Genomic DNA, 18,905 nt, shown 5'->3' with positions numbered 1-18,905 from the left:
GGGAAGTTACCCATGCAACTTCTCGATCAGTCAATCGACGATTCCGTCTTCACCAAGCACGAGTCCGAAGTCCGCAGCTACTGCCGTAGCTGGCCGACGGTGTTCACCCGCGCAAGCGGTTCTCACATCACCGATCAGACCGGTCGTCAGTACCTCGACTTCTTCGCCGGCGCAGGTTCGCTGAACTACGGCCACAACAACCCGGTGATGAAATCGGCTCTGCTGGACTACATCTCGGATGACGGGATCACCCACGGACTCGACATGGCCACCGTCGCGAAGGGTGCGTTCATCGAGGCCTTCCACGGGAAGATCCTGCAGCCGCGCGGACTGGACTACAAGATCCAGTTCCCCGGGCCCACCGGCACCAACGCCGTCGAGGCAGCACTGAAGCTCGCCCGCAAGGTGACCGGACGCGAGTCGATCATCAGCTTCACCAACGCGTTCCACGGCATGACCCTGGGATCGCTGTCGGTGACCGGCAACTCGATGAAGCGCGCCGGCGCCGGTATCCCGCTCGTGCATGCCACCCCCATGCCCTTCGACAACTACTTCGGTGGTGTCGTCGAGGACTTCCAGTGGTTCGAGCGGGTGCTCGATGACTCCGGCAGTGGGCTCAATCGTCCGGCGGCCGTGATCGTCGAGACCGTCCAGGGCGAGGGTGGCATCAACGTCGCCCGCGCCGAGTGGCTACAGGCCCTGTCGGAGCTGTGCCAGCGCCGCGACATCCTGCTCATCGTCGACGATGTGCAGATGGGTTGCGGACGCACCGGCGAGTTCTTCTCATTCGAGGCCGCCGGCATCAAGCCCGACATCGTCACGCTGTCGAAGTCCATCAGCGGTTACGGTTTGCCGCTGGCACTGACCCTGTTCCGGTCCGACCTCGACGTCTGGACCCCGGGTGAGCACAACGGCACCTTCCGCGGCAACAACCCCGCATTCGTGACCGGCGCCAAGACGCTCGAGCACTACTGGAGCGACGACGCGCTCACCCGCGACGTGCACGCCAAGGGTGACCGCATCCACACGCGCTTCAACGAACTGTGCGACAAGTTCAGTGGCATCTCCACCCGTGGCCGCGGCATGGCGCAGGGTCTCGTGTTCGAAGAAGCCGCCGCCGCCGGCAAGGTCAGCGCGTCGGCCTTCGAGGCAGGGCTGTTGGTCGAGACCTCCGGACCGTCCGATGAGGTCGTCAAACTTCTTCCCGCGCTGACCATTTCGAACGAGGACCTGGACCGTGGCCTCGACATCATTGCTGATTCCGTCAAGGAGGTGATCGGATGATCGTCCGTACCACAGAAGAAATCACGGGCACTGACCGCGACGTCAAGGATCCGCTGGGCAACTGGGTGTCCAAGCGCATCGTCCTCGGCGGTGACCGCGTCGGGTTCTCCTTCCACGAGACCACCATCAACGCCGGATCGGTGAACAACTTCCACTACGCCAACCACATCGAGGCCGTCTGGCTGGTCGAGGGCACCGGAACGTTGCTCGACAAGGAGACCGGCGAGACCTATCCGCTGGCCCCCGGCACGATGTACCTGCTCAACGGTCACGAGCGTCATCAGGTGACCGCTGACACGCAGATGCGGATGCTCTGCGTCTTCAATCCTCCCGTTGTCGGCACCGAGGTGCACGACGAGAACGGCGTCTACCCGCTGGTCGCCGTTCCCGAATCGACCGGGAAACATTCCCCAGAGGCGGTGGCCGCCGACTGACCGGCCCTCGTCGATGGTGAAACACCGGCCCGGCAGAACCTCGTGTTCTGCCGGGCCGGTGGCGTCGTCGAGCCCGCTATCCTGGGCAGGGTGCGTACGCGACTGCAGATCGGCTGGTCCCCGGCCGAGCCGACACCGCTCGACGAGGGTGTCGACGAACAGATCGACCGTGCACGCGCGTTGCTCGACGGCCGGCGGATCGTGGCGCTGACCGGCGCCGGGATCTCCACCGACTCCGGTATCCCCGACTACCGCAGCCCGGGAGCGCCGCAACGCACGCCGATGACGCTGGAGATGTTCTTGTCGTCGCCGGAGTTCCGGCGCCACTACTGGGCGCGCAACCATCTCGGCTGGCGACACATGGACGCCGCGCAACCCAACACCGCACACCATGCTCTCACCGATCTGCAACGGCAGGGCCGACTGTCCGGGGTGATCACCCAGAACGTCGACATGCTGCACACGAAGGCCGGCACCCGACGTGTGGTGGAGTTGCACGGTTGCTATGGCCGCGTGCGATGCCTGGAGTGCGGCTGGCAGATCTCCCGCCATCAGCTCGCCCACGACCTGGAACAGATCAACCGCGGATTCACCGAGCGCATCCGTGGTCGCGGGGCGATCGAGGTCGCACCGGATGCCGACGCAGCCATCGACGACACCAGCGACTTCACCATGATCGATTGCCCGCGGTGCGACGGCATCGTGAAACCCGACATCGTCTACTTTGGCGAGAGCGTTCCGAAACCGACTGTGCAGCAAGCATTCTCGATGGTGGACGACAGCGATGCACTGCTGGTCGTCGGGTCGTCGCTGACGGTGATGAGCGGCCTGCGGTTCGCTCGCCACGCACGTCGCACCGGCAAGACCCTCGTCATCGTGAACCGCGGCGCGACCCGCGCCGACGAACTCGCCGACCTGAAGATCGATCACCTGGCGTCGGTGGTGCTGCCGGCCCTGGCAGCGTGAGCCAACGGTGCGCTCAGACCGCGACGAGGTCGTCGGCGTGTACCACCGGCCGACGAAGCTCTGCCGGTAGGTCGGCGGTGGAACGACGGACCATCAGCGCCACGTCGTCGGAGGCGTAGGCGGCAACCCCGCGGGCCCGCACCACACCGCTCGTGTCGAGCAACTCCACCACGTCGCCGTCGGAAAATCGTCCGTTTACGCCCACGACGCCGGCTGCCAGCAGTGATCGGCGTCGGCGCGCCACCGCGGCCACCGCACCGTCATCGAGCACGAGCTGTCCCCGCGCGTCGGCGGCATGGCGCACCCAGAACCGCCGCGCCGACAGCCGCTCGTCGCGAGCGGCGAAGACCGTTCCCACCGACGCGTCGGCCAGCGCCTGCGCTGCCTGATCGGCGGCCGCCAGCAGAACAGGCACCCCGGCGTCGGCCGACAGTCGCGCAGCCGCGAGCTTGGAGGCCATACCGCCGGTGCCCAGCGCACCGCCCGACCCGGCGATGACCCCGTCGAGATCCTCCGGTCCGTTGACCTCCGCGATCAGCCGAGCACGGCTACCGTCGGCACCGACCTTGCGCGGATCCCCGTCGTAGAGGCCGTCGACGTCGGACAGCAACACCAGCGCGTCGGCACCCGCGAGATGAGCCACCAACGCGGCGAGGCGGTCGTTGTCGCCGAACCGGATCTCGGCGGTCGCCACGGTGTCGTTCTCGTTGACCACCGCGACGGCACCGAGCGACCGCAGTCGGTCCAGCGTGCGCTGAGCGTTGGCGTGATGCGAGCGGTTGGAGACATCGTCGGCGGTCAACAGCACCTGGCCGACGGTGCGGCCGTACCGGTGGAAGGAAGTGCCCCACGCGTGGGCCAGCGCCAATTGCCCGACGCTGGCAGCGGCCTGTTTGGTCGCGAGATCGGTGGGCCGCTTCTTGAGCCCGAGTGGGGCGATGCCGGCGCCGATGGCACCCGAGGACACCACGATCACATCCGACCCGGCACGCATCCGCGCCTCCAGCGCGTCGGCGAGACGGTCAAGACGGGTGCGGTCGAGTCCGTCATGCAGGTCAGTGAGCGCCGACGACCCGATCTTCACCACAATGCTGCGCGCACGGGCGATGTGCTCGCGGACGTCGCTCACTGGTGGTCCCGTTCGGGATCCTCGTCGCCGTCGGGCAGACCGCGCCGAAGTCGCCGCGCCTGCTTGCGTTCTGCGGCCCCGATCCGTTCGTTGCGGTCGAGGCGGATGTCGGTCCCACGGCCGGTGATGGGGACCTCGTCACCCATCGGGGTCGTCGGCTCCCAGTCGAAGGTCATGTCACCGATGGTGACCGGCGCCCCAGGCTGCGCACCCTGGCGCACCAGCTCGTCTTCGACCCCGAGCCGGTTGAGACGGTCGGCCAGATAACCCACCGCCTCGTCGTTGCCGAACTGGGTCTGGGCGATCCAACGTTCGGGCCGGGTACCCCGCACGATGAATCCGCCGTCGACCTCGGGATCGGGCACGACACTGAACTCCGCCTCATCGATTGCCTTGGGCCGGATGACCTGTCGACGAGGTTTGGGCGCGGGCTGGTTCGCCCGGTACTCCCCGACCATCCGTCCCAGCGCGAAAGTCAGCTCCTTGAGACCCTCGTGGCTGACCGCGGAGATCCGGAAGATGGGCCATCCTCGGGTGGCCAGTTCGGGTTCCACCAGATCGGCCAGTTCCGCGGCGTCGGGGATGTCGATCTTGTTCAGGATGATCACCCGCGGTCGGGATGCCAGGTCACCGAGACCGTGGTCGGCGTCGAGAGCGGGTCGGTAGGCCGCGAGTTCGGCCTCCAAGGCGTCGATGTCAGAAACCGGGTCGCGCCCGGGTTCCAGGGTGGCGCAGTCCACGACATGCGCCAGCACCGCACACCGCTCCAGGTGTCGCAGGAACTCCAGCCCCAGGCCACGCCCGGTGGACGCACCGGGGATCAGTCCGGGGACGTCGGCGACGGTGAACACGTCACCGGCCACCTGAACCACCCCGAGGTTCGGTGCCAGCGTGGTGAACGGGTAGTCGGCGATCTTCGGCTTGGCCGCCGACAACACCGAAACCAGCGAGGATTTGCCTGCCGACGGAAATCCCACCAGCCCGACGTCGGCGACGGATTTCAACTCCAGGACGAGGTCACGGTGCTGCCCTTCTTCACCCAGCAGTGCGAAGCCGGGGGCCTTGCGCGCCTTGGAGGCCAGCGCTGCATTGCCCAATCCGCCGCGGCCGCCCTGGGCGGCTTCGAAGGTGGTGCCCTCGCCGACGAGATCTGCAAGGATCGAGCCGTCCGCATCCAGGACCACCGTGCCATCGGGCACCTTCAGGACCAGGTCGTCGCCGGTGGCACCGTCACGGTTGTCGCCCATCCCGGGTTTACCGTTGGATCCCTTCGCGTGCGGACGGAAGTGGAAGTCGAGGAGCGTGTGCACCTGGGGATCGACCACCAGCCGCACCGACCCGCCGTTGCCGCCATTTCCGCCGTCGGGACCACCGAGCGGTTTGAACTTCTCGCGGTGCACCGACGAGCAGCCGTGACCGCCGTTACCCGCCGCGACGTGGATGGTCACGCGGTCGACGAACCGGGACATCGGGCTACTCCCTCTCTCCGAAGCCTCTCGGCCTCAAAACAAACAGGACGGGCGGGTACGCGATGACCCTGCCCGCCCTGTGTAGAGCTGTTATTCGACCGGTCAGACCGCTGCGGTCTCCGGGACGATGTTGACCGTCTTGCGGCCGCGCTTGGTGCCGAACTCGACCGAGCCGGTCTCCAGGGCGAACAGGGTGTCGTCGCCACCGCGGCCGACATTGACGCCCGGGTGGAACTTGGTGCCGCGCTGGCGGACCAGGATCTCGCCGGCGCTGACCTGCTGGCCACCGAAACGCTTCACGCCGAGGCGCTTGGCGTTGGAATCACGACCGTTGCGCGAGCTGGACGCGCCCTTCTTGTGTGCCATCTCTGCAGTCCTCCTGAGGTAGGTGCGGGAATCGAGTTACTTGATACCGGTGACCTTGAGGACCGTCAGGTTCTGACGGTGACCCTGGCGCTTGTGGTAGCCGGTCTTGTTCTTGAACTTGTGGATGCGGATCTTGGGACCCTTGACGTGCTCGACGACCTCGCCGGTCACCGAGATCTTCGCCAGCTTGTCCGCATCGGTGGTGAGGGTCGAGCCGTCGACGACCAGTGCCACCGGCAGGCTCACGCTGCTACCGGGCACGCTGTCGATCTTCTCGACCTTGACAATGTCGCCCTCTGCGACCTTGTACTGCTTACCGCCGGTCTTGACGATCGCGTACGTTGCCATCGAAGCTGTCCTCTTTAACTCGTCTGTCGGACCCTGGGCGCTGGTTCGCGCACCGGGGTGGGTGGGTGGTGCGTCATCCTGGTGCGGTCCGCGGGCGAACCCGCGGATGCAACCGGGGTCACTGTGGATCACTCCAGAGGGCCTGTCGGCGGTTCCGCGCGGCTGATCGGTGCGATTCAGGTGGACCTGATCGTTCCGGGCACAGCGCAGACCCTCCGCCGAAGGCGACCAATCAAGATTACGGGAACGCCGTGTGCCGGGTCAAACTCGACCACCGGCGCCCCGACCTGCTGGTCGCCCTTCGACGTTACTGCTCGGACGGTGGCGGGCCCGCCGGTCGTCCGGCCGTGCGGCGACGAGGCCGCCGGCGTACCGCGACCGCGGCCTCCGCCGTACCACTCGAATCCGTCGGGCCGAAGGTCGTCGTCGGTGTCGGTGTCGAGCCGACCTCGTTGTCGGCGGAGATCACGATCGGCTCGGACGCCTTCGGTGGCGCCGCGGCCTTCCGCACCACCCGCCGGCGACGCCGCGACCGCCCGGACGCAGCGGCGTCGGAGGCACCGGCATCGGACTCGTTGGGCTCGGACGCCGCGCCGGCAGGTTCTGCCGGGGACGACGCGGTCGTCTCATCCGACGCTCCGTCGGTGGGGGTCGCCTCGGTCGCGGGTGCGCTGGCGACGGCAGCATGCTCGTCGGCCGCCGTCACACTCCCCGACTGCGCGGTCGCGCTCGCGTCGCTCATCGCAGCGACCACATCGTCGTCTGCGTGGGTGTCGCCTGCGCGGGTGTCGTCTGCGTGGGTGTCGTCACGTCGACCGGCGTCTGGGGACGCCACCTGCTCGGCGGCGCCCCGCGCACCGTCGGCACCCTCGACGTCGTGGTCGTGGTCGTGGGCATGGGCGGCCATCGCGCGGAACATCGGGTGCTCGGCCGGGTTCTGCGCCGGCTTGTGCTGCTCAGGCGCCGGTTCGGACTTGCGCCGATTCCGCCGTGAACGTTTGGAGCCACCGCCGTCGTTGGCGCTCGACTCGTCGGGACGCGCCTCCACCGGGTTGGCGTGGACCACGATGCCCCGGCCACCGCAGTGGGTGCATGGGGTCGAGAACGCCTCGAGCAGTCCGGTGCCCAAGCGTTTGCGGGTCATCTGCACCAGGCCCAGCGAGGTCACCTCGGATACCTGGTGACGTGTCCGGTCGCGTGCGAGCGCCTCGGTCAGCCGCCGCAACACCAGATCCCGGTTGGATTCGAGGACCATGTCGATGAAGTCGACGATGATCATGCCGCCGATGTCGCGCAGCCGCATCTGACGCACGATCTCCTCGGCCGCCTCGAGATTGTTGCGGGTGACCGTCTCCTCCAGGTTGCCCCCGGAGCCGGTGAACTTGCCGGTGTTGACGTCGACGACGGTCATCGCCTCGGTGTGCTCGATGATCAACGTGCCGCCCGACGGCAGCCACACCTTACGGTCGAGCGCCTTGGCGAGTTGTTCGTCGATCCGGTGCACCACAAACGAGTCGGGCGCATCGGCATGCGGCTTCTCGAAGCGCTCGACGCGCTGCATCAGGTCCGGCGCCACCGCAGTGATGTACCGCTCGACGAGGTCCCACGCCTTGCCGCCCTCGACGACGAGTTTCTTGAAGTCCTCGTTGAACAGGTCGCGCACCACGCGGACCAGCAGATCGGGTTCCTCGTAGAGGGCTTGTGGCGCGCTGGCCCCCGAACCCTTCTTCGCCTTGCCGACCGCTGAATCGATGTCCTTCCACTGCTTTTCCAGACGCGCGATGTCGGCGGCGAGTTCGTCGGCGCTGACACCTTCCGACGCGGTCCGGATGATCACGCCGGCGTCGTCAGGAACCAGTTTGCCCAGGATGCTCTTGAGGCGCTTGCGCTCCACATCGGGCAGCTTGCGGCTGATGCCGGTGGACGACCCGCCGGGCACGTAGACCAGGAAGCGACCCGCCAGCGAGATCTGGGTGGTGAGCCGGGCTCCCTTGTGCCCGACCGGGTCCTTGCTCACCTGGACCAGCACGTTGTCGCCGGGCTTGAGTGCCTGCTCGATCTTGCGCGATCCGCCGTCGAGCCCGGCGGCATCCCAGTTCACCTCACCGGCGTAGAGCACACCGTTGCGACCGCGCCCGATGTCCACGAAGGCCGCCTCCATACCGGGCAACACGTTCTGCACACGCCCGAGATAGATGTTGCCGACCATCGACGACGATGTCTCGGTGGTGACGAAGTGTTCGACGAGGACACCGTCCTCGAGCACGGCCACCTGGGTGTAGTCCTCGATCGGCACGGCCTGACCGGTTTCGCCGGAACCGTTGGCCCCGGTGATCGCACTGTTGGCGCTACGTTCGCGGACCACCATCACCCGGTCGACCGCCTCGCGGCGCGCCAGGAACTCCGATTCACTGAGGATGGGCGGACGGCGACGGCCGGCGTCCCGGCCGTCGCGGCGACGCTGACGCTTGGCCTCGAGACGGGTCGAACCGGAAATGCCCTGGACCTCGTCGCGTGCCTTCTTGCTGCGGGGTTCACGCTCGTGCACGACGGTGTTCGGCGGATCGTCCGGTGAGCTGTCCTCGGCGTCGGCCCCGCCCTTGCGACGGCGGCGGCGACGACGACGCTTCGACGACCCCGCCTCGGTGTCGTCGACGCCCGACGAGTCCGAATCCGACGAATCTTCCTCGGATACCGAACCCTCGTCGGTTCCGGTGGACTCCTCGGAGCGCTTCTTTCCCGAGGAGTCCTTGTCGGCGTCGGCCTTGTCGTCTCCGTGCTTGCCGGATTCGCCCTTGTCGGCGCCATCCTTGCCGGACTTGCCGCCGTCGGACCGGTCGCCCTTCTTCCCCTTCTTGCCGGAGGGCCGTGCGGAGTCGTTGTCCCCATCGGACCGGTCCGTCGCGTCGGACGTGTCGTCGCTCGCCTGCTGCGGCTCGTCTGCACCGTTGTCGGACTGATCACCGCGGCCCCGGCCGCGCCCTCGGCGGCCTCGGCGGCGACGGCGCGAGCCACGCTCACCGTCTGCCGATGTGTCGCTGTCGCCGGTCGAATCGTCGGTGCTGCCGGACTCGTCGGATTCGACCCGCTCGTCCTCGCCGGACCGGGTCGGACGCCGGGTCGGCTCCGCAGCCTGTGGCGACAGGAACAGCGGCTGTGCCATGACGTCCTCGGCCGTCTGCCGCACCGGGTGGTGCTGAGTCTGATCGACCGCCGAGAATAGGGTCGGCGACTCCTCGTGGGTGGCAGCCTGCTCGGATTCGCGAGGCAGCGCGGGCTCGTCGTCCCCGGTTACCGCCTGTGCCGGGGTCGCCTGATCGGCAGCCGGCTGCTGCGTGGTGGTCTGTTCGGCAGCCTCGACCGACGAGCCGGCGCTCTCGGCGGACGCGGCCTCCTCGGCGGGTACCGCGGCCTCCTCGGGCGGTCTCACCGGCGTCTCGGCCTGCTCCGGCGCGTCGACCCGCTCGGCCGCGCCACGCACACGCGCGGCGACCGTCTGGGCGGTCTCCCGGTCGATGCTTGATTGGGGGCTGCGTGTCTCGATGCCGATCTCGGCGAGGTGCGCCAAGACCTCTCGACTCGTCATGCCCAGCGCTCTGGCGAGCGCATGCACACGAAGCCTGCTGGGGAACTCCTCCACCGGTTCCGACGCTGCGTTCGCGTCAGCCGGCGACCCGTTGTCGGTCACTCAAATCTCCTAGAGCCCCCGGGCGCGTCGGGCTGACGCGGCCACGCGAGGGCTTCACTGTCTGTCCCGGTCGGCTGTGGACCGGTGTTGTGTGGTCTTCGCGCGTTCTCTGCGCACCGGAAGACCCGGTCCGCGAGGCGGCGCCTTGCGTTGTCGATGACCTCAACCGGCCGTCGTCTTCCACGCCATCGTCAACACCGATGGGGAAGACGCGCGAATCGGGGTGTCCGATGCCGGATGCGTCATCCGGTTGTCGACGGCAAAGTGTGTCGCCCACAACTGTGCAAGTATCCCACACGACGAGTCGTTCCCCGCACACTACGCACGTTTGGCATCTCCAACGGCGTGTGTGGCGGGGAACGAGAAGGCGAAGGTCGGCTCAGACTCCCAGGTCAGGAAACCACAGGGCGATCTCCCGCTCGGCGGACTCGGGCGAGTCCGAGCCGTGCACCAGATTGTTCTGCGTGCTCAGCGCAAAGTCTCCACGGATTGTTCCCGGGACGGCCTTCTCGACCGGATCGGTGCCGCCCGCGATCTGCCGGAAGGCGGCAACCGCGCGCGGCCCCTCGAGGACCGCGGCGACCAACGGTCCCGACGTGATGAATTCGAGCAGCGAGGGATAGAAGGGTTTGCCCTCATGTTCGGCGTAGTGTCCGCGCGCCACCTCGTCGCTGACCGTCTTGAGTTCCAGGGCGACCAGCGAGAGGCCCTTGCGCTCGATCCGGCTGATGATGTCGCCGACCAGCGACCGCTCCACGCCGTCGGGCTTGATGAGTACCAGAGTCCGTTCAGTCACGAGCACACCATAGCGAGAAGCCGAAAGACCGGTCGGCGATGGCCACCGTCACGAGCAGTATTCGCCCGCCACCGGGAAGAATCCGTAGTTGAACAGGCTCCCGGACCGGGCACGCGGATCGACCACGACCTGCACGCAGCCGCCGGGGGACGCCAGCGCACTCGTGAGAGCGATGTCGAACTGTGCGGCCAGCCCGAGATTGGCCGGACGGTACTGCTGCGGGACGGGCAGTGCCGCGATCGCCTCGGGCACCTGCATCGACGATGCCCGCGAGGTGACCTCGTGGGTGGCGAGGTAGCTGTACTCCCCTTCGCCGACCGTCATCGGTGCTCCGGCGACCGGAAGATCCTCGGTCGGCACAGCCGGCTCGGCGGCGGCGATTCCCGCGCCCAGCGACGTTCCGATCACGGTCAATGCCATCGCGGCGGCGGCCCGGGGGCGGCGAAGGCTGGAGATCACAGACAAGCTATTCCTCACGTCATGAACGGTCACCTGATGGTCCGGGGCCGCGGCGCGAGCCGCTCTTCCCCGGCAGCGACATTCTCACAGCATCGACCACCTCAGGGCGAGAGCCGACAGGTCACAGTCGGGCAACAGGAGTTGCAGGAGCCGAATCGCAGGTCCGGGGTGCAGAAATCCCGGCAGATCACTCGTCGATCGGTTGCTGCCCCGGCAGCATCCCCTTGGCCATCCGAACCTCGACGTCGTGCTTCACGTAGGCGATGTAAACCCAGACACACAGGAAGATCACGCCCACCACGGCCACCGACCACTGCAGGAACCCTCCTGCGATCACCAGGATCTGCAACCCGATATCGAGACGCAGCGCATACGACCGGCCCTGCAGACCGGCTGCGACGATGTGCGCCACCACCACCGCCCCGAGGTATCCGCCGGACAACCAGGTGATGCCCGGCCCGAGATTGGCGACGATCGGGAACGCCAGGCCCAGGACGATCACCTCGAGGATCAAGGTGCCCGCCATCACCCCGCGCAACCCCTTCCACGGGTCCGTCGACGGCGGCGTGAAGCGTACCGGGTCGGTCATGAGGGCTCCTTGCCGAACAACGTCCGGGCCGCCCCGGCGGTGACCACCGAACCGGTGACCACGACGCCGGCACCGGCGACCGGTTCGCCGTCGGACTCTTCGGCAAGTCCGATGGCGGTCTCCACGGCGTCGGGCAGGAACGGCTTCACCACCACCCGCTCCTCACCGAAGATCGGCAGCGCGATCTCGGCCAGCATCTCGGTGTCCAGTGCGCGCGGCGAACCGTTGTTGGTGAGCACCACGCTGTCCAGAACGGGCTCCATGGCCTCCAGAAATCCTTCCGCATCCTTGTCACCGAGCATGCCGATCACCCCGACGAGTCGTCGGAAGTCGAATTCCTCGGTCAACGCCCGCGCCAGCGCCTCGCCGCCGTGTGGGTTGTGCGCGGCGTCGATGAACACCGTCGGGGCCGATCGCACACGTTCCAGCCGGCCCGGGCTCGCCACCGCCGCGAAACCGGCCCGTACCGCGTCGATGTCGAGTTGGCGATCCGGGCCCGCCCCGAAGAAGGCCTCGACCGCAGCAAGTGCGAGTGCGGCGTTGGCCGCCTGGTGAGCACCGTGCAACGGTAGGAATACTTCGTCGTACGCTCCACCGAGGCCCTGCAGACGCAGCAACTGGCCGCCGACAGCGGTGATCGACTCGAGCACGGCGAACTCGGAATCCTGCCGGGCGACGATGGTCCCGGTCTCGACCGTCTGACGCAGCAGGACGTCCATCACCTCGGGCTCCTGCGGCGCGATCACGGTGACAGGGTCCGTGGGCACCAGATCGTCCGCTGCCTTCTTGATGATCCCGGCCTTCTCCCCGGCGATCGCGCTGAGCGTGTCACCAAGGTAATCGGCATGATCCATCGCTATCGGAGTGATGACGGCCACGGTCGCGTCGACGACGTTCGTGGCGTCCCATCGACCGCCCATGCCCGTCTCCACCACCGCGACGTCCACCGGCGCCTCGGCGAAGACGGCATACGAGATCGCCGTCAACACCTCGAACTTGCTCATCCGCGGTCCGCCGGCAGCGGTGGACGAATCATCGACCATCGTGATGTACGGCTCGAGTTCCCGGTAGATGTCGATGTAGGTGCGGGCGGAGATCGGCGCACCGTCGACGGAGATGCGTTCGGTGACGCGTTGCAGATGCGGACTGGTGATCCGCCCCGTGCGCCGGTGTAAGGCGATGAGCAGCGCGTCGATCATCCGGGCCACCGACGTCTTGCCGTTGGTTCCCGCGATGTGGATGGCCGGATAGCCGTGCTGCGGCGAACCCAGCAGATCCATCAGAGCCGCGATGCGGGTCAGCGAGGGCTCGATCTTGGTTTCGGGCCAGCGGGTGTCGAGTTCGGCCTCGACCTCCGCGAGTTCGGCGAGCGTCGCGGCGTCGTCGATCAAGCGTGCGGGACGCCGCGATCCTCCGGCCCCGTCCTCCTCGTCGTCGGCGGGGTCGACATCGGCGGGGTCGACATCGGCGGGGTCGACATCGGCAGAATCGATATCGTCAGGGTCGAGGTCGGCATCCCGCGCGTCGATCTCGTCGAGCAGGGCGCCGAGATCCCGCGACACCGGACCGTCGGGACCGAGGTGGTCGCGATCAAGATCGTCGTCCCAGTCGTCGGCATCGGCGCCGTGGTCCTGATCGTCGCGGGAACTCACGCGCCACCCAAAGCGGCGAGCGCACCACCGAGGCGTTCGACTTCCTCGGTCGCCACCTTCTGTCGTTCCCGGATCTTCGCCACGACCTGTTCAGGGGCCTTGGCCAGGAATTGTTCGTTGCCGAGTTTGCCAGTGGTGGAGGCGAGTTCCTTCTCCGCGGCGGCGAGGTCCTTGGTCAGCCGTTTACGTTCGGCCGCCACGTCGACGGTCCCGGACGTGTCGATCCGGACGGTCACCGTCGCCGACGACAACCGCACGTCGATCGTCGCGGTGGCCGCGAAACCGTCGTCGGCGGGCTCGAGCCGAGCCAGCGAATCCAGATATCCACGGGAGGAATCGAGTGCCGCCGCGTCGAGGCCGTCGATCTCGGCGGCCACCCGCTGTCCCGGGCGCAGACCCTGGTCGCTGCGGAAGCGCCGAACCTCGGTGATGAGCCGTTGCAGGTCGTCGATGTGTTGGGCCGCCGGGGCGTCGGTCGGCACACCACTGGCCGCCGGCCACGACGCGATCACCACCGACTCCTGCCCCGTCAGCGACCTCCACAGCACCTCGGTGACGAATGGCATCACCGGGTGCAGCAGCCGCAACAGGTTGTCGAGCACAGTGCCGAGCACCACCGACGTCGACGCGGACCGTGCGTCGTCGTTCTGCGCATACTGGACCTTGGCCAACTCCAGATACCAGTCGCAGACCTCGTCCCACGCGAAGTGATACAGCGCCTCACAGGCTTTGGAGAACTCGTATGCCTCGAAACCGGCATCGGCCTCGGCCCGGACCTGCTCGAGTCGATCCAGAATCCACCGGTCGGCTTCGGTCAGCGTTGCGCGATCGGGTAGTTCAGCTACCGTGGCGCCGTTCATCAGCGCGAACTTGGTGGCGTTGAACAGTTTCGTCGCGAAGTTGCGCGAGGACTGTGCGTGGTCCTCGCCGACCGATATGTCGCTACCCGGGTTGGCGCCGCGAGCGAGCGTGAAGCGCAACGCGTCGGCGCCGAAGCGCTCCACCCAGTCGAGTGGATCGATGCCGTTGCCCTTCGACTTCGACATCTTGCGGCCGTGCTCGTCGCGCACCAGACCATGCAGGAACAGGTTGTGGAACGGCACTGCGTTGCCGTCGCCGAGTCGGTCACCGACGTAGGTACCGAACATCATCATCCGGGCCACCCAGAAGAACAGGATGTCGTAGCCGGTGACGAGAACCGAAGTGGGATAGAACTTCTCGAGGTCGGCGGTGTTGTCGGGCCAGCCCATGGTGGAGAACGGCCACAGGCCCGACGAGAACCACGTGTCGAGGACGTCGGTCTCCTGGACATAGCCGTCGGGTGCCTGCTCGTCGGGCCCCACACAGACGACCTCCCCCTCGGGGCCGTAGAAGATCGGGATGCGGTGACCCCACCACAGCTGACGAGAGATACACCAGTCGTACATGTTGTCGACCCAGCCGAACCAGCGCGGCTCCATCGAGGTCGGGTGGATCACGGTGTCACCGTTGCGAACCGCGTCGCCGGCCGCCTTGGCCAAGGACTCGACGCGCACCCACCACTGCATGGACAACCGCGGTTCGATGGGCTCGCCGGTCCGTTCGGAATGTCCGACGCTGTGCAGGTACGGCCTGACCTCGGTGACGATGCGGCCCTGCTCGGCGAGAGCCTCCCGCACCTTGGCCCGCGCCTCGAACCGGTCCATCCCGTCGAACACGGTTCCGGTGTCGGCGATGCGCGCCTCGTCGTCCATGATGGTCGGCATCGGGAGGTCGTGGCGTTGCCCGATCGCGAAGTCGTTGGGGTCGTGTGCGGGAGTGATCTTGACCGCGCCACTGCCGAACTCGGGATCGACGTAGTCGTCGGCGATGACCGGGATGCGCCGGTCGACGAACGGGTGGTCGAGTTCGGTGCCGATCAGATGGGCGTAGCGCTCGTCGTCGGGGTGCACGGCGATCGCGGTGTCGCCGAGCATCGTCTCGAGGCGGGTGGTGGCGACCACGATGTGTGGCGCGTCGTCGTCGAGGCTGCCGTAGCGGAAGCTGACCAGTTCGCCCTCGACGTCGGCGTAGCTCACCTCGATGTCGCTGATGGCGGTCTTGAGCACCGGCGACCAGTTCACGAGCCGCTCGGCGCGGTAAATCAGCCCGTCGTCGTACATCTGCTTGAACACTGTCTGCACGGCGCGTGACAGACCGTCGTCCATGGTGAAGCGTTCGCGGCTCCAGTCGACGCCGTCACCGAGACGCCGCATCTGCGTGCCGATGTTTCCGCCGATCTCGGCCTTCTCTGTCCAGACGCGATCGATGAATGCCTCGCGACCGAGGTCGTCGCGCGTCAATCCGTCCTCCGCGGCGATCTTGCGCTCCACCATCGTCTGCATCGCGATGGCCGCATGATCCATTCCGGGCAGCCACAACACCTCGTAGCCCTGCATGCGGCGGCGACGCGCCAACGCGTCCATCAGCACATGCTCGTAGGCGTGGCCCATGTGCAGCGACCCGTTGACGTTCGGCGGCGGGATGACGATCGAGAACGCCGGCCGGTCGCTGGTCGCGTCTGCGGTGAAGTAACCGGCGTCCACCCAGCCCTGATATAGCTGTGCTTCGTGTTCGGCGGGGTCCCAGGACTTCGGTAGCTCGCGGCTCGGATCGGGTGTGCTCACCCCACAATCTTAGGAAACGTCACAGGCTAGACATGGAGCCGGTGCAGGTCTTCGGGAGCGTTGACATTGGTGAGCCATTCCGGATTGCCCACGGCAACGCGATGAGTGGTCAACGCATCGAGCGCGGCGAGCATCCGTCGTTCACCTCCCGCGGTCAGCTCCGCGATCACCGGCGCGACGTCGGTGCGATAGAGCCCGGCCATGGGGTGGTCACGCTGCGCATCGGTGGCGATGACCGCCTGGGTCGACACGGTGACCCCCCGCAACAGCTCGTCGATCAACTCCGAGGAGATCAGCGGCATGTCCGTCGCACACACGAACGCCCATGCCGCGCCGGCATCGGCCGCCCGGGACAACCCCACCGCAAGACCGGCGAGCGGCCCGCCGCCCGGCGTTTCGTCGGTGACCCACTGCGCCTCGGGGCCGCCGGTGCCGTGGAGCCCCTGATAGGCCGCGGATTCCTCCGGGGCCACCACGAACACCGGATCGCAGCGCTGCCCCACCGTCCGGACCACGCGCGCCAGCATCGGCTCTCCTGCCCAGTCCATGGCCGCCTTGTCGCGACCCATCCGTCGGGAACGGCCGCCTGCCAGCACGATTCCCGCCACCCGCTGCTCATCGGTTTGCGCCATGGGACCAGTGTGCCGACAGTCCGGCCCACTCGGGGCAAGATGGGAATATGAGCCGTCAAAGCCAGTCCACCGACATCGCCGTCACCGAACCCGTCGACACCGACACCGGAGTGATCAAGGATCATGCGGCCGGGGTCCCAGCGGTCGCGGTGGCTCTGGCGCGGGGGCTCGAGCAGATGGGTCCGGTCCGCACGGCGCGCACGCTGGCGAAACTCAATCAGCGCAACGGGTTCGACTGTCCCGGGTGCGCCTGGCCGGAGACGCCCGGCCACCGCAAGCATGCGGAGTTCTGCGAGAACGGTGCCAAGGCGGTCGCCGAGGAGGCCACCCGGCGACGGGTGACCCCGGAGTTCTTCGCCGCTCACTCGGTGGACGACCTGCGGGAGCGGTCGGGCTACTGGCTGTCACAGCAGGGGCGGTTGACCCACCCGATGTACCTCGCTCCGGGTGACTCACACTACCGGCCGGTGTCCTGGGAACAGGCCAACCAGCTCATCGCCGACGAACTCTCGGCGATGTCATCGCCGCACGAGGCGGTCTTCTACACCTCCGGCCGGACCAGCAATGAGGCGGCGTTCGTCTATCAACTCTTCGCGCGCAGTCTGGGCACCAACAACCTGCCGGATTGTTCGAACATGTGCCACGAGTCCTCGGGCTCCGCGCTCGGCGCATCGATCGGCATCGGCAAGGGATCGGTCACCGTGCCCGACATCGAATCGGCCGATCTCATCATCATCGCCGGTCAGAATCCCGGCACCAACCATCCGCGCATGCTGTCGACATTGGAGAAGGCCAAACACAACGGCGCCCGGATCGTCGCCATCAATCCGCTGCCCGAGGCCGGTCTGATGCGGTTCAAGGATCCGCAGAAGATCGGTGGCGTCGTGGGGCACGGCGTGAAACTCGCCGACGACTTCCTGCAGATCCGTCTCGGCGGCGACATGGCCCTGTTCCGCGGTGTCGCGCGACTGTTGCTCGACGCCGAGCGGGCCGCCCCGGGCACCGTCTTCGACCAGGACTTCCTCGACGCCCACTGCACAGGGGTCGACGACTACCTTCGGTCGCTCGACGATGTCGATGTCGACGAGATCCTTGCGGCGACCGGACTGACGTACGCACAGATCCGCGACCTGGCCGAGGCGGTGGCCTCGGCGGACCGGGTCGTCCTGTGCTGGGCGATGGGCCTGACCCAGCACCGGCATTCGGTGGCCACCATCGGCGAGGGCACCAATGTGCTGCTGCTACGCGGGATGATCGGTAAGCCGGGCGCCGGCCTGTGCCCAGTCCGCGGGCACTCCAACGTGCAGGGCGATCGCACGATGGGCATATTCGAGAAGATGCCCGAGTCTTTCCTCGCGGCCCAGGACGCCGAGTTCGGCATCGACTCTCCACGCGAGCACGGGTATGACACGGTGGCGGCCATCGGCGCGATGGCGCGCGGCGAGGTCCGCGTGTTCTTCGCGATGGGCGGCAATTTCGTGTCCGCGGCACCGGACACCGACCTCACCCGCGCCGCCCTGGCCCGCTGTGCACTCACGGTGCAGGTGAGCACCAAACTCAACGAATCTCACCTGGCCACCGGTCGCGCCGCGCTCATCCTGCCGACCCTTGGACGCACCGACAAGGACCTTGTCGACGGTGTGGCACAGCAGGTGTCGGTCGAGGACTCGATGTCGGTGGTACACCTGTCGCGCGGTTCGTTGCCACCGGCGTCGGCGCACCTGCGCAGCGAGGTCGGCATCGTCTGCGATCTCGCCACCGCCGCCCTGGGCCCCGATCACCCGGTGCCATGGCAACACTTGCGCCGCGACTACAACCTGATCCGTGACCACATCTCTCGGGTCATCCCGGGTTTCGAGGACTTCAACATCCGCGTCCGACTCTCCGACGGATTCGTGCTACCCCATCCCCCGCGCGATCGCCGCGAATTCGACACCCCGGACGGCCGCGCGCACTTCGCGCTGCATCCCCTCGACTGGGTACGGGTACCGGAGGGAAAACTGATCCTGCAGACCCTGCGCAGTCACGATCAGTACAACACCACGATCTACGGCCACGACGATCGCTATCGCGGCATCAAAGGCAACCGCCGGGTCATCATGTGTCACCCTGATGACATCGCGGCCGCAGGTCTGCACGCGGGCGATCGCGTCGACATCATCTCCGAGTACGAGGGCGAGGCCGGCATCGAGGAACGTCGCGTCGACGATTTCGAACTCATCGCGTACTCCACCCCGCGGGGTAACGCCGCGGCCTATTATCCCGAGACCAATCCCCTGGTCCCGCTCGGATCGGTCGCGCGGGAATCAAACACCCCGGTCTCCAAAGCGGTGGTGATCCGGCTCGAACCCAGCAGGACGGCGGACTGACCCGCCGCGGCGCGTCCGCCCGCGACACGCCGCAACCCCCGGGGCATCGGAGCTCCCGGGGGTTGCGGTGATGAGAAGG

General features: G+C 67.3%; 15 protein-coding genes. 4 read left to right on the top strand and 11 right to left on the bottom strand.

Annotation, left to right across the window (positions count from 1 at the left end; all coding sequences use genetic code 11):
• The first annotated feature begins 12 nt into the window (after positions 1-12).
• From ectB to ACIGKQ_RS04365, 3 genes are all read left to right on the top strand, one after another.
• Entirely contained in the window at positions 13-1,284 is a 1,272-nt protein-coding gene (ectB, locus tag ACIGKQ_RS04375; protein WP_235722309.1) for a diaminobutyrate--2-oxoglutarate transaminase, read from the top strand.
• Positions 1,281-1,718 carry an ectoine synthase gene (locus ACIGKQ_RS04370; RefSeq protein ID WP_235722310.1) on the top strand — a complete coding sequence of 146 codons (438 nt, stop codon included), beginning with the start codon at positions 1,281-1,283 and terminating at the stop codon, positions 1,716-1,718. The genes ectB and ACIGKQ_RS04370 overlap by 4 nt, the downstream gene beginning before the upstream one ends.
• Before the next feature lie 90 nt (positions 1,719-1,808).
• On the top strand, positions 1,809-2,684 hold the full coding sequence (locus tag ACIGKQ_RS04365; protein WP_235722311.1) for a Sir2 family NAD-dependent protein deacetylase: 876 nt from the start codon (positions 1,809-1,811) through the stop codon (positions 2,682-2,684).
• Between the two features lie 13 nt (positions 2,685-2,697).
• Here the strand turns inward: ACIGKQ_RS04365 and proB are convergent, their stop codons facing one another.
• From proB to ACIGKQ_RS04310, 11 genes are all read right to left on the bottom strand, one after another.
• Entirely contained in the window at positions 2,698-3,813 is a 1,116-nt protein-coding gene (proB, locus tag ACIGKQ_RS04360) for a glutamate 5-kinase (protein ID WP_396572486.1), read from the bottom strand.
• Entirely contained in the window at positions 3,810-5,282 is a 1,473-nt protein-coding gene (obgE, locus tag ACIGKQ_RS04355) for a GTPase ObgE (protein ID WP_328714929.1), read from the bottom strand. Before obgE ends, proB begins: the two co-directional genes overlap by 4 nt.
• A 102-nt stretch (positions 5,283-5,384) precedes the next feature.
• Positions 5,385-5,648, bottom strand: coding sequence for a 50S ribosomal protein L27 (rpmA, locus tag ACIGKQ_RS04350; protein ID WP_235722314.1), 264 nt, complete (start codon positions 5,646-5,648; stop codon positions 5,385-5,387).
• 36 nt (positions 5,649-5,684) lie between these two features.
• Entirely contained in the window at positions 5,685-5,996 is a 312-nt protein-coding gene (gene rplU / locus ACIGKQ_RS04345; protein ID WP_235722315.1) for a 50S ribosomal protein L21, read from the bottom strand.
• 307 nt (positions 5,997-6,303) lie between these two features.
• Positions 6,304-9,684: a translation initiation factor IF-2 N-terminal domain-containing protein gene (locus ACIGKQ_RS04340; protein ID WP_396572482.1), complete on the bottom strand. Its 3,381-nt coding sequence runs from the start codon at positions 9,682-9,684 to the stop codon at positions 6,304-6,306.
• A gap of 379 nt (positions 9,685-10,063) precedes the next feature.
• Positions 10,064-10,480 (bottom strand): nucleoside-diphosphate kinase, encoded by a 417-nt coding sequence (gene ndk, locus ACIGKQ_RS04335; protein ID WP_235722317.1) that lies wholly within the window; start codon positions 10,478-10,480, stop codon positions 10,064-10,066.
• Positions 10,481-10,528: 48 nt separating this feature from the next.
• On the bottom strand, positions 10,529-10,945 hold the full coding sequence (locus ACIGKQ_RS04330; protein WP_396572481.1) for a hypothetical protein: 417 nt from the start codon (positions 10,943-10,945) through the stop codon (positions 10,529-10,531).
• Between the two features lie 181 nt (positions 10,946-11,126).
• Complete coding sequence (locus ACIGKQ_RS04325; protein ID WP_396572480.1) at positions 11,127-11,528, bottom strand: DUF4233 domain-containing protein; 402 nt, start codon at positions 11,526-11,528, stop codon at positions 11,127-11,129.
• Positions 11,525-12,919 (bottom strand): bifunctional folylpolyglutamate synthase/dihydrofolate synthase, encoded by a 1,395-nt coding sequence (locus ACIGKQ_RS04320; protein ID WP_396572635.1) that lies wholly within the window; start codon positions 12,917-12,919, stop codon positions 11,525-11,527. Before ACIGKQ_RS04320 ends, ACIGKQ_RS04325 begins: the two co-directional genes overlap by 4 nt.
• Positions 12,920-13,176: 257 nt before the next feature.
• Positions 13,177-15,825, bottom strand: coding sequence for a valine--tRNA ligase (locus ACIGKQ_RS04315; RefSeq protein WP_396572478.1), 2,649 nt, complete (start codon positions 15,823-15,825; stop codon positions 13,177-13,179).
• Positions 15,826-15,851: 26 nt separating this feature from the next.
• Positions 15,852-16,457, bottom strand: coding sequence for a molybdenum cofactor guanylyltransferase (locus ACIGKQ_RS04310; RefSeq protein ID WP_235722320.1), 606 nt, complete (start codon positions 16,455-16,457; stop codon positions 15,852-15,854).
• A gap of 47 nt (positions 16,458-16,504) precedes the next feature.
• On the opposite strand from ACIGKQ_RS04310, the gene ACIGKQ_RS04305 reads away from it, so the two are divergent.
• The gene (locus ACIGKQ_RS04305) at positions 16,505-18,826 is read left to right on the top strand and encodes an FdhF/YdeP family oxidoreductase (RefSeq protein ID WP_396572477.1); all 2,322 of its coding nucleotides are present in this window, start codon (positions 16,505-16,507) and stop codon (positions 18,824-18,826) included.
• The last annotated feature ends 79 nt before the right edge of the window (positions 18,827-18,905 follow it).

The sequence above is a fragment of the Gordonia sp. NPDC062954 genome (assembly GCF_044543825.1).
GTDB classification, from domain to species: Bacteria; Actinomycetota; Actinomycetes; order Mycobacteriales; family Mycobacteriaceae; genus Gordonia; species Gordonia tangerina.
The sequence above is the reverse complement of the archived record's forward strand: the minus strand, read 5'-3'. Positions and strand labels throughout refer to the sequence as shown.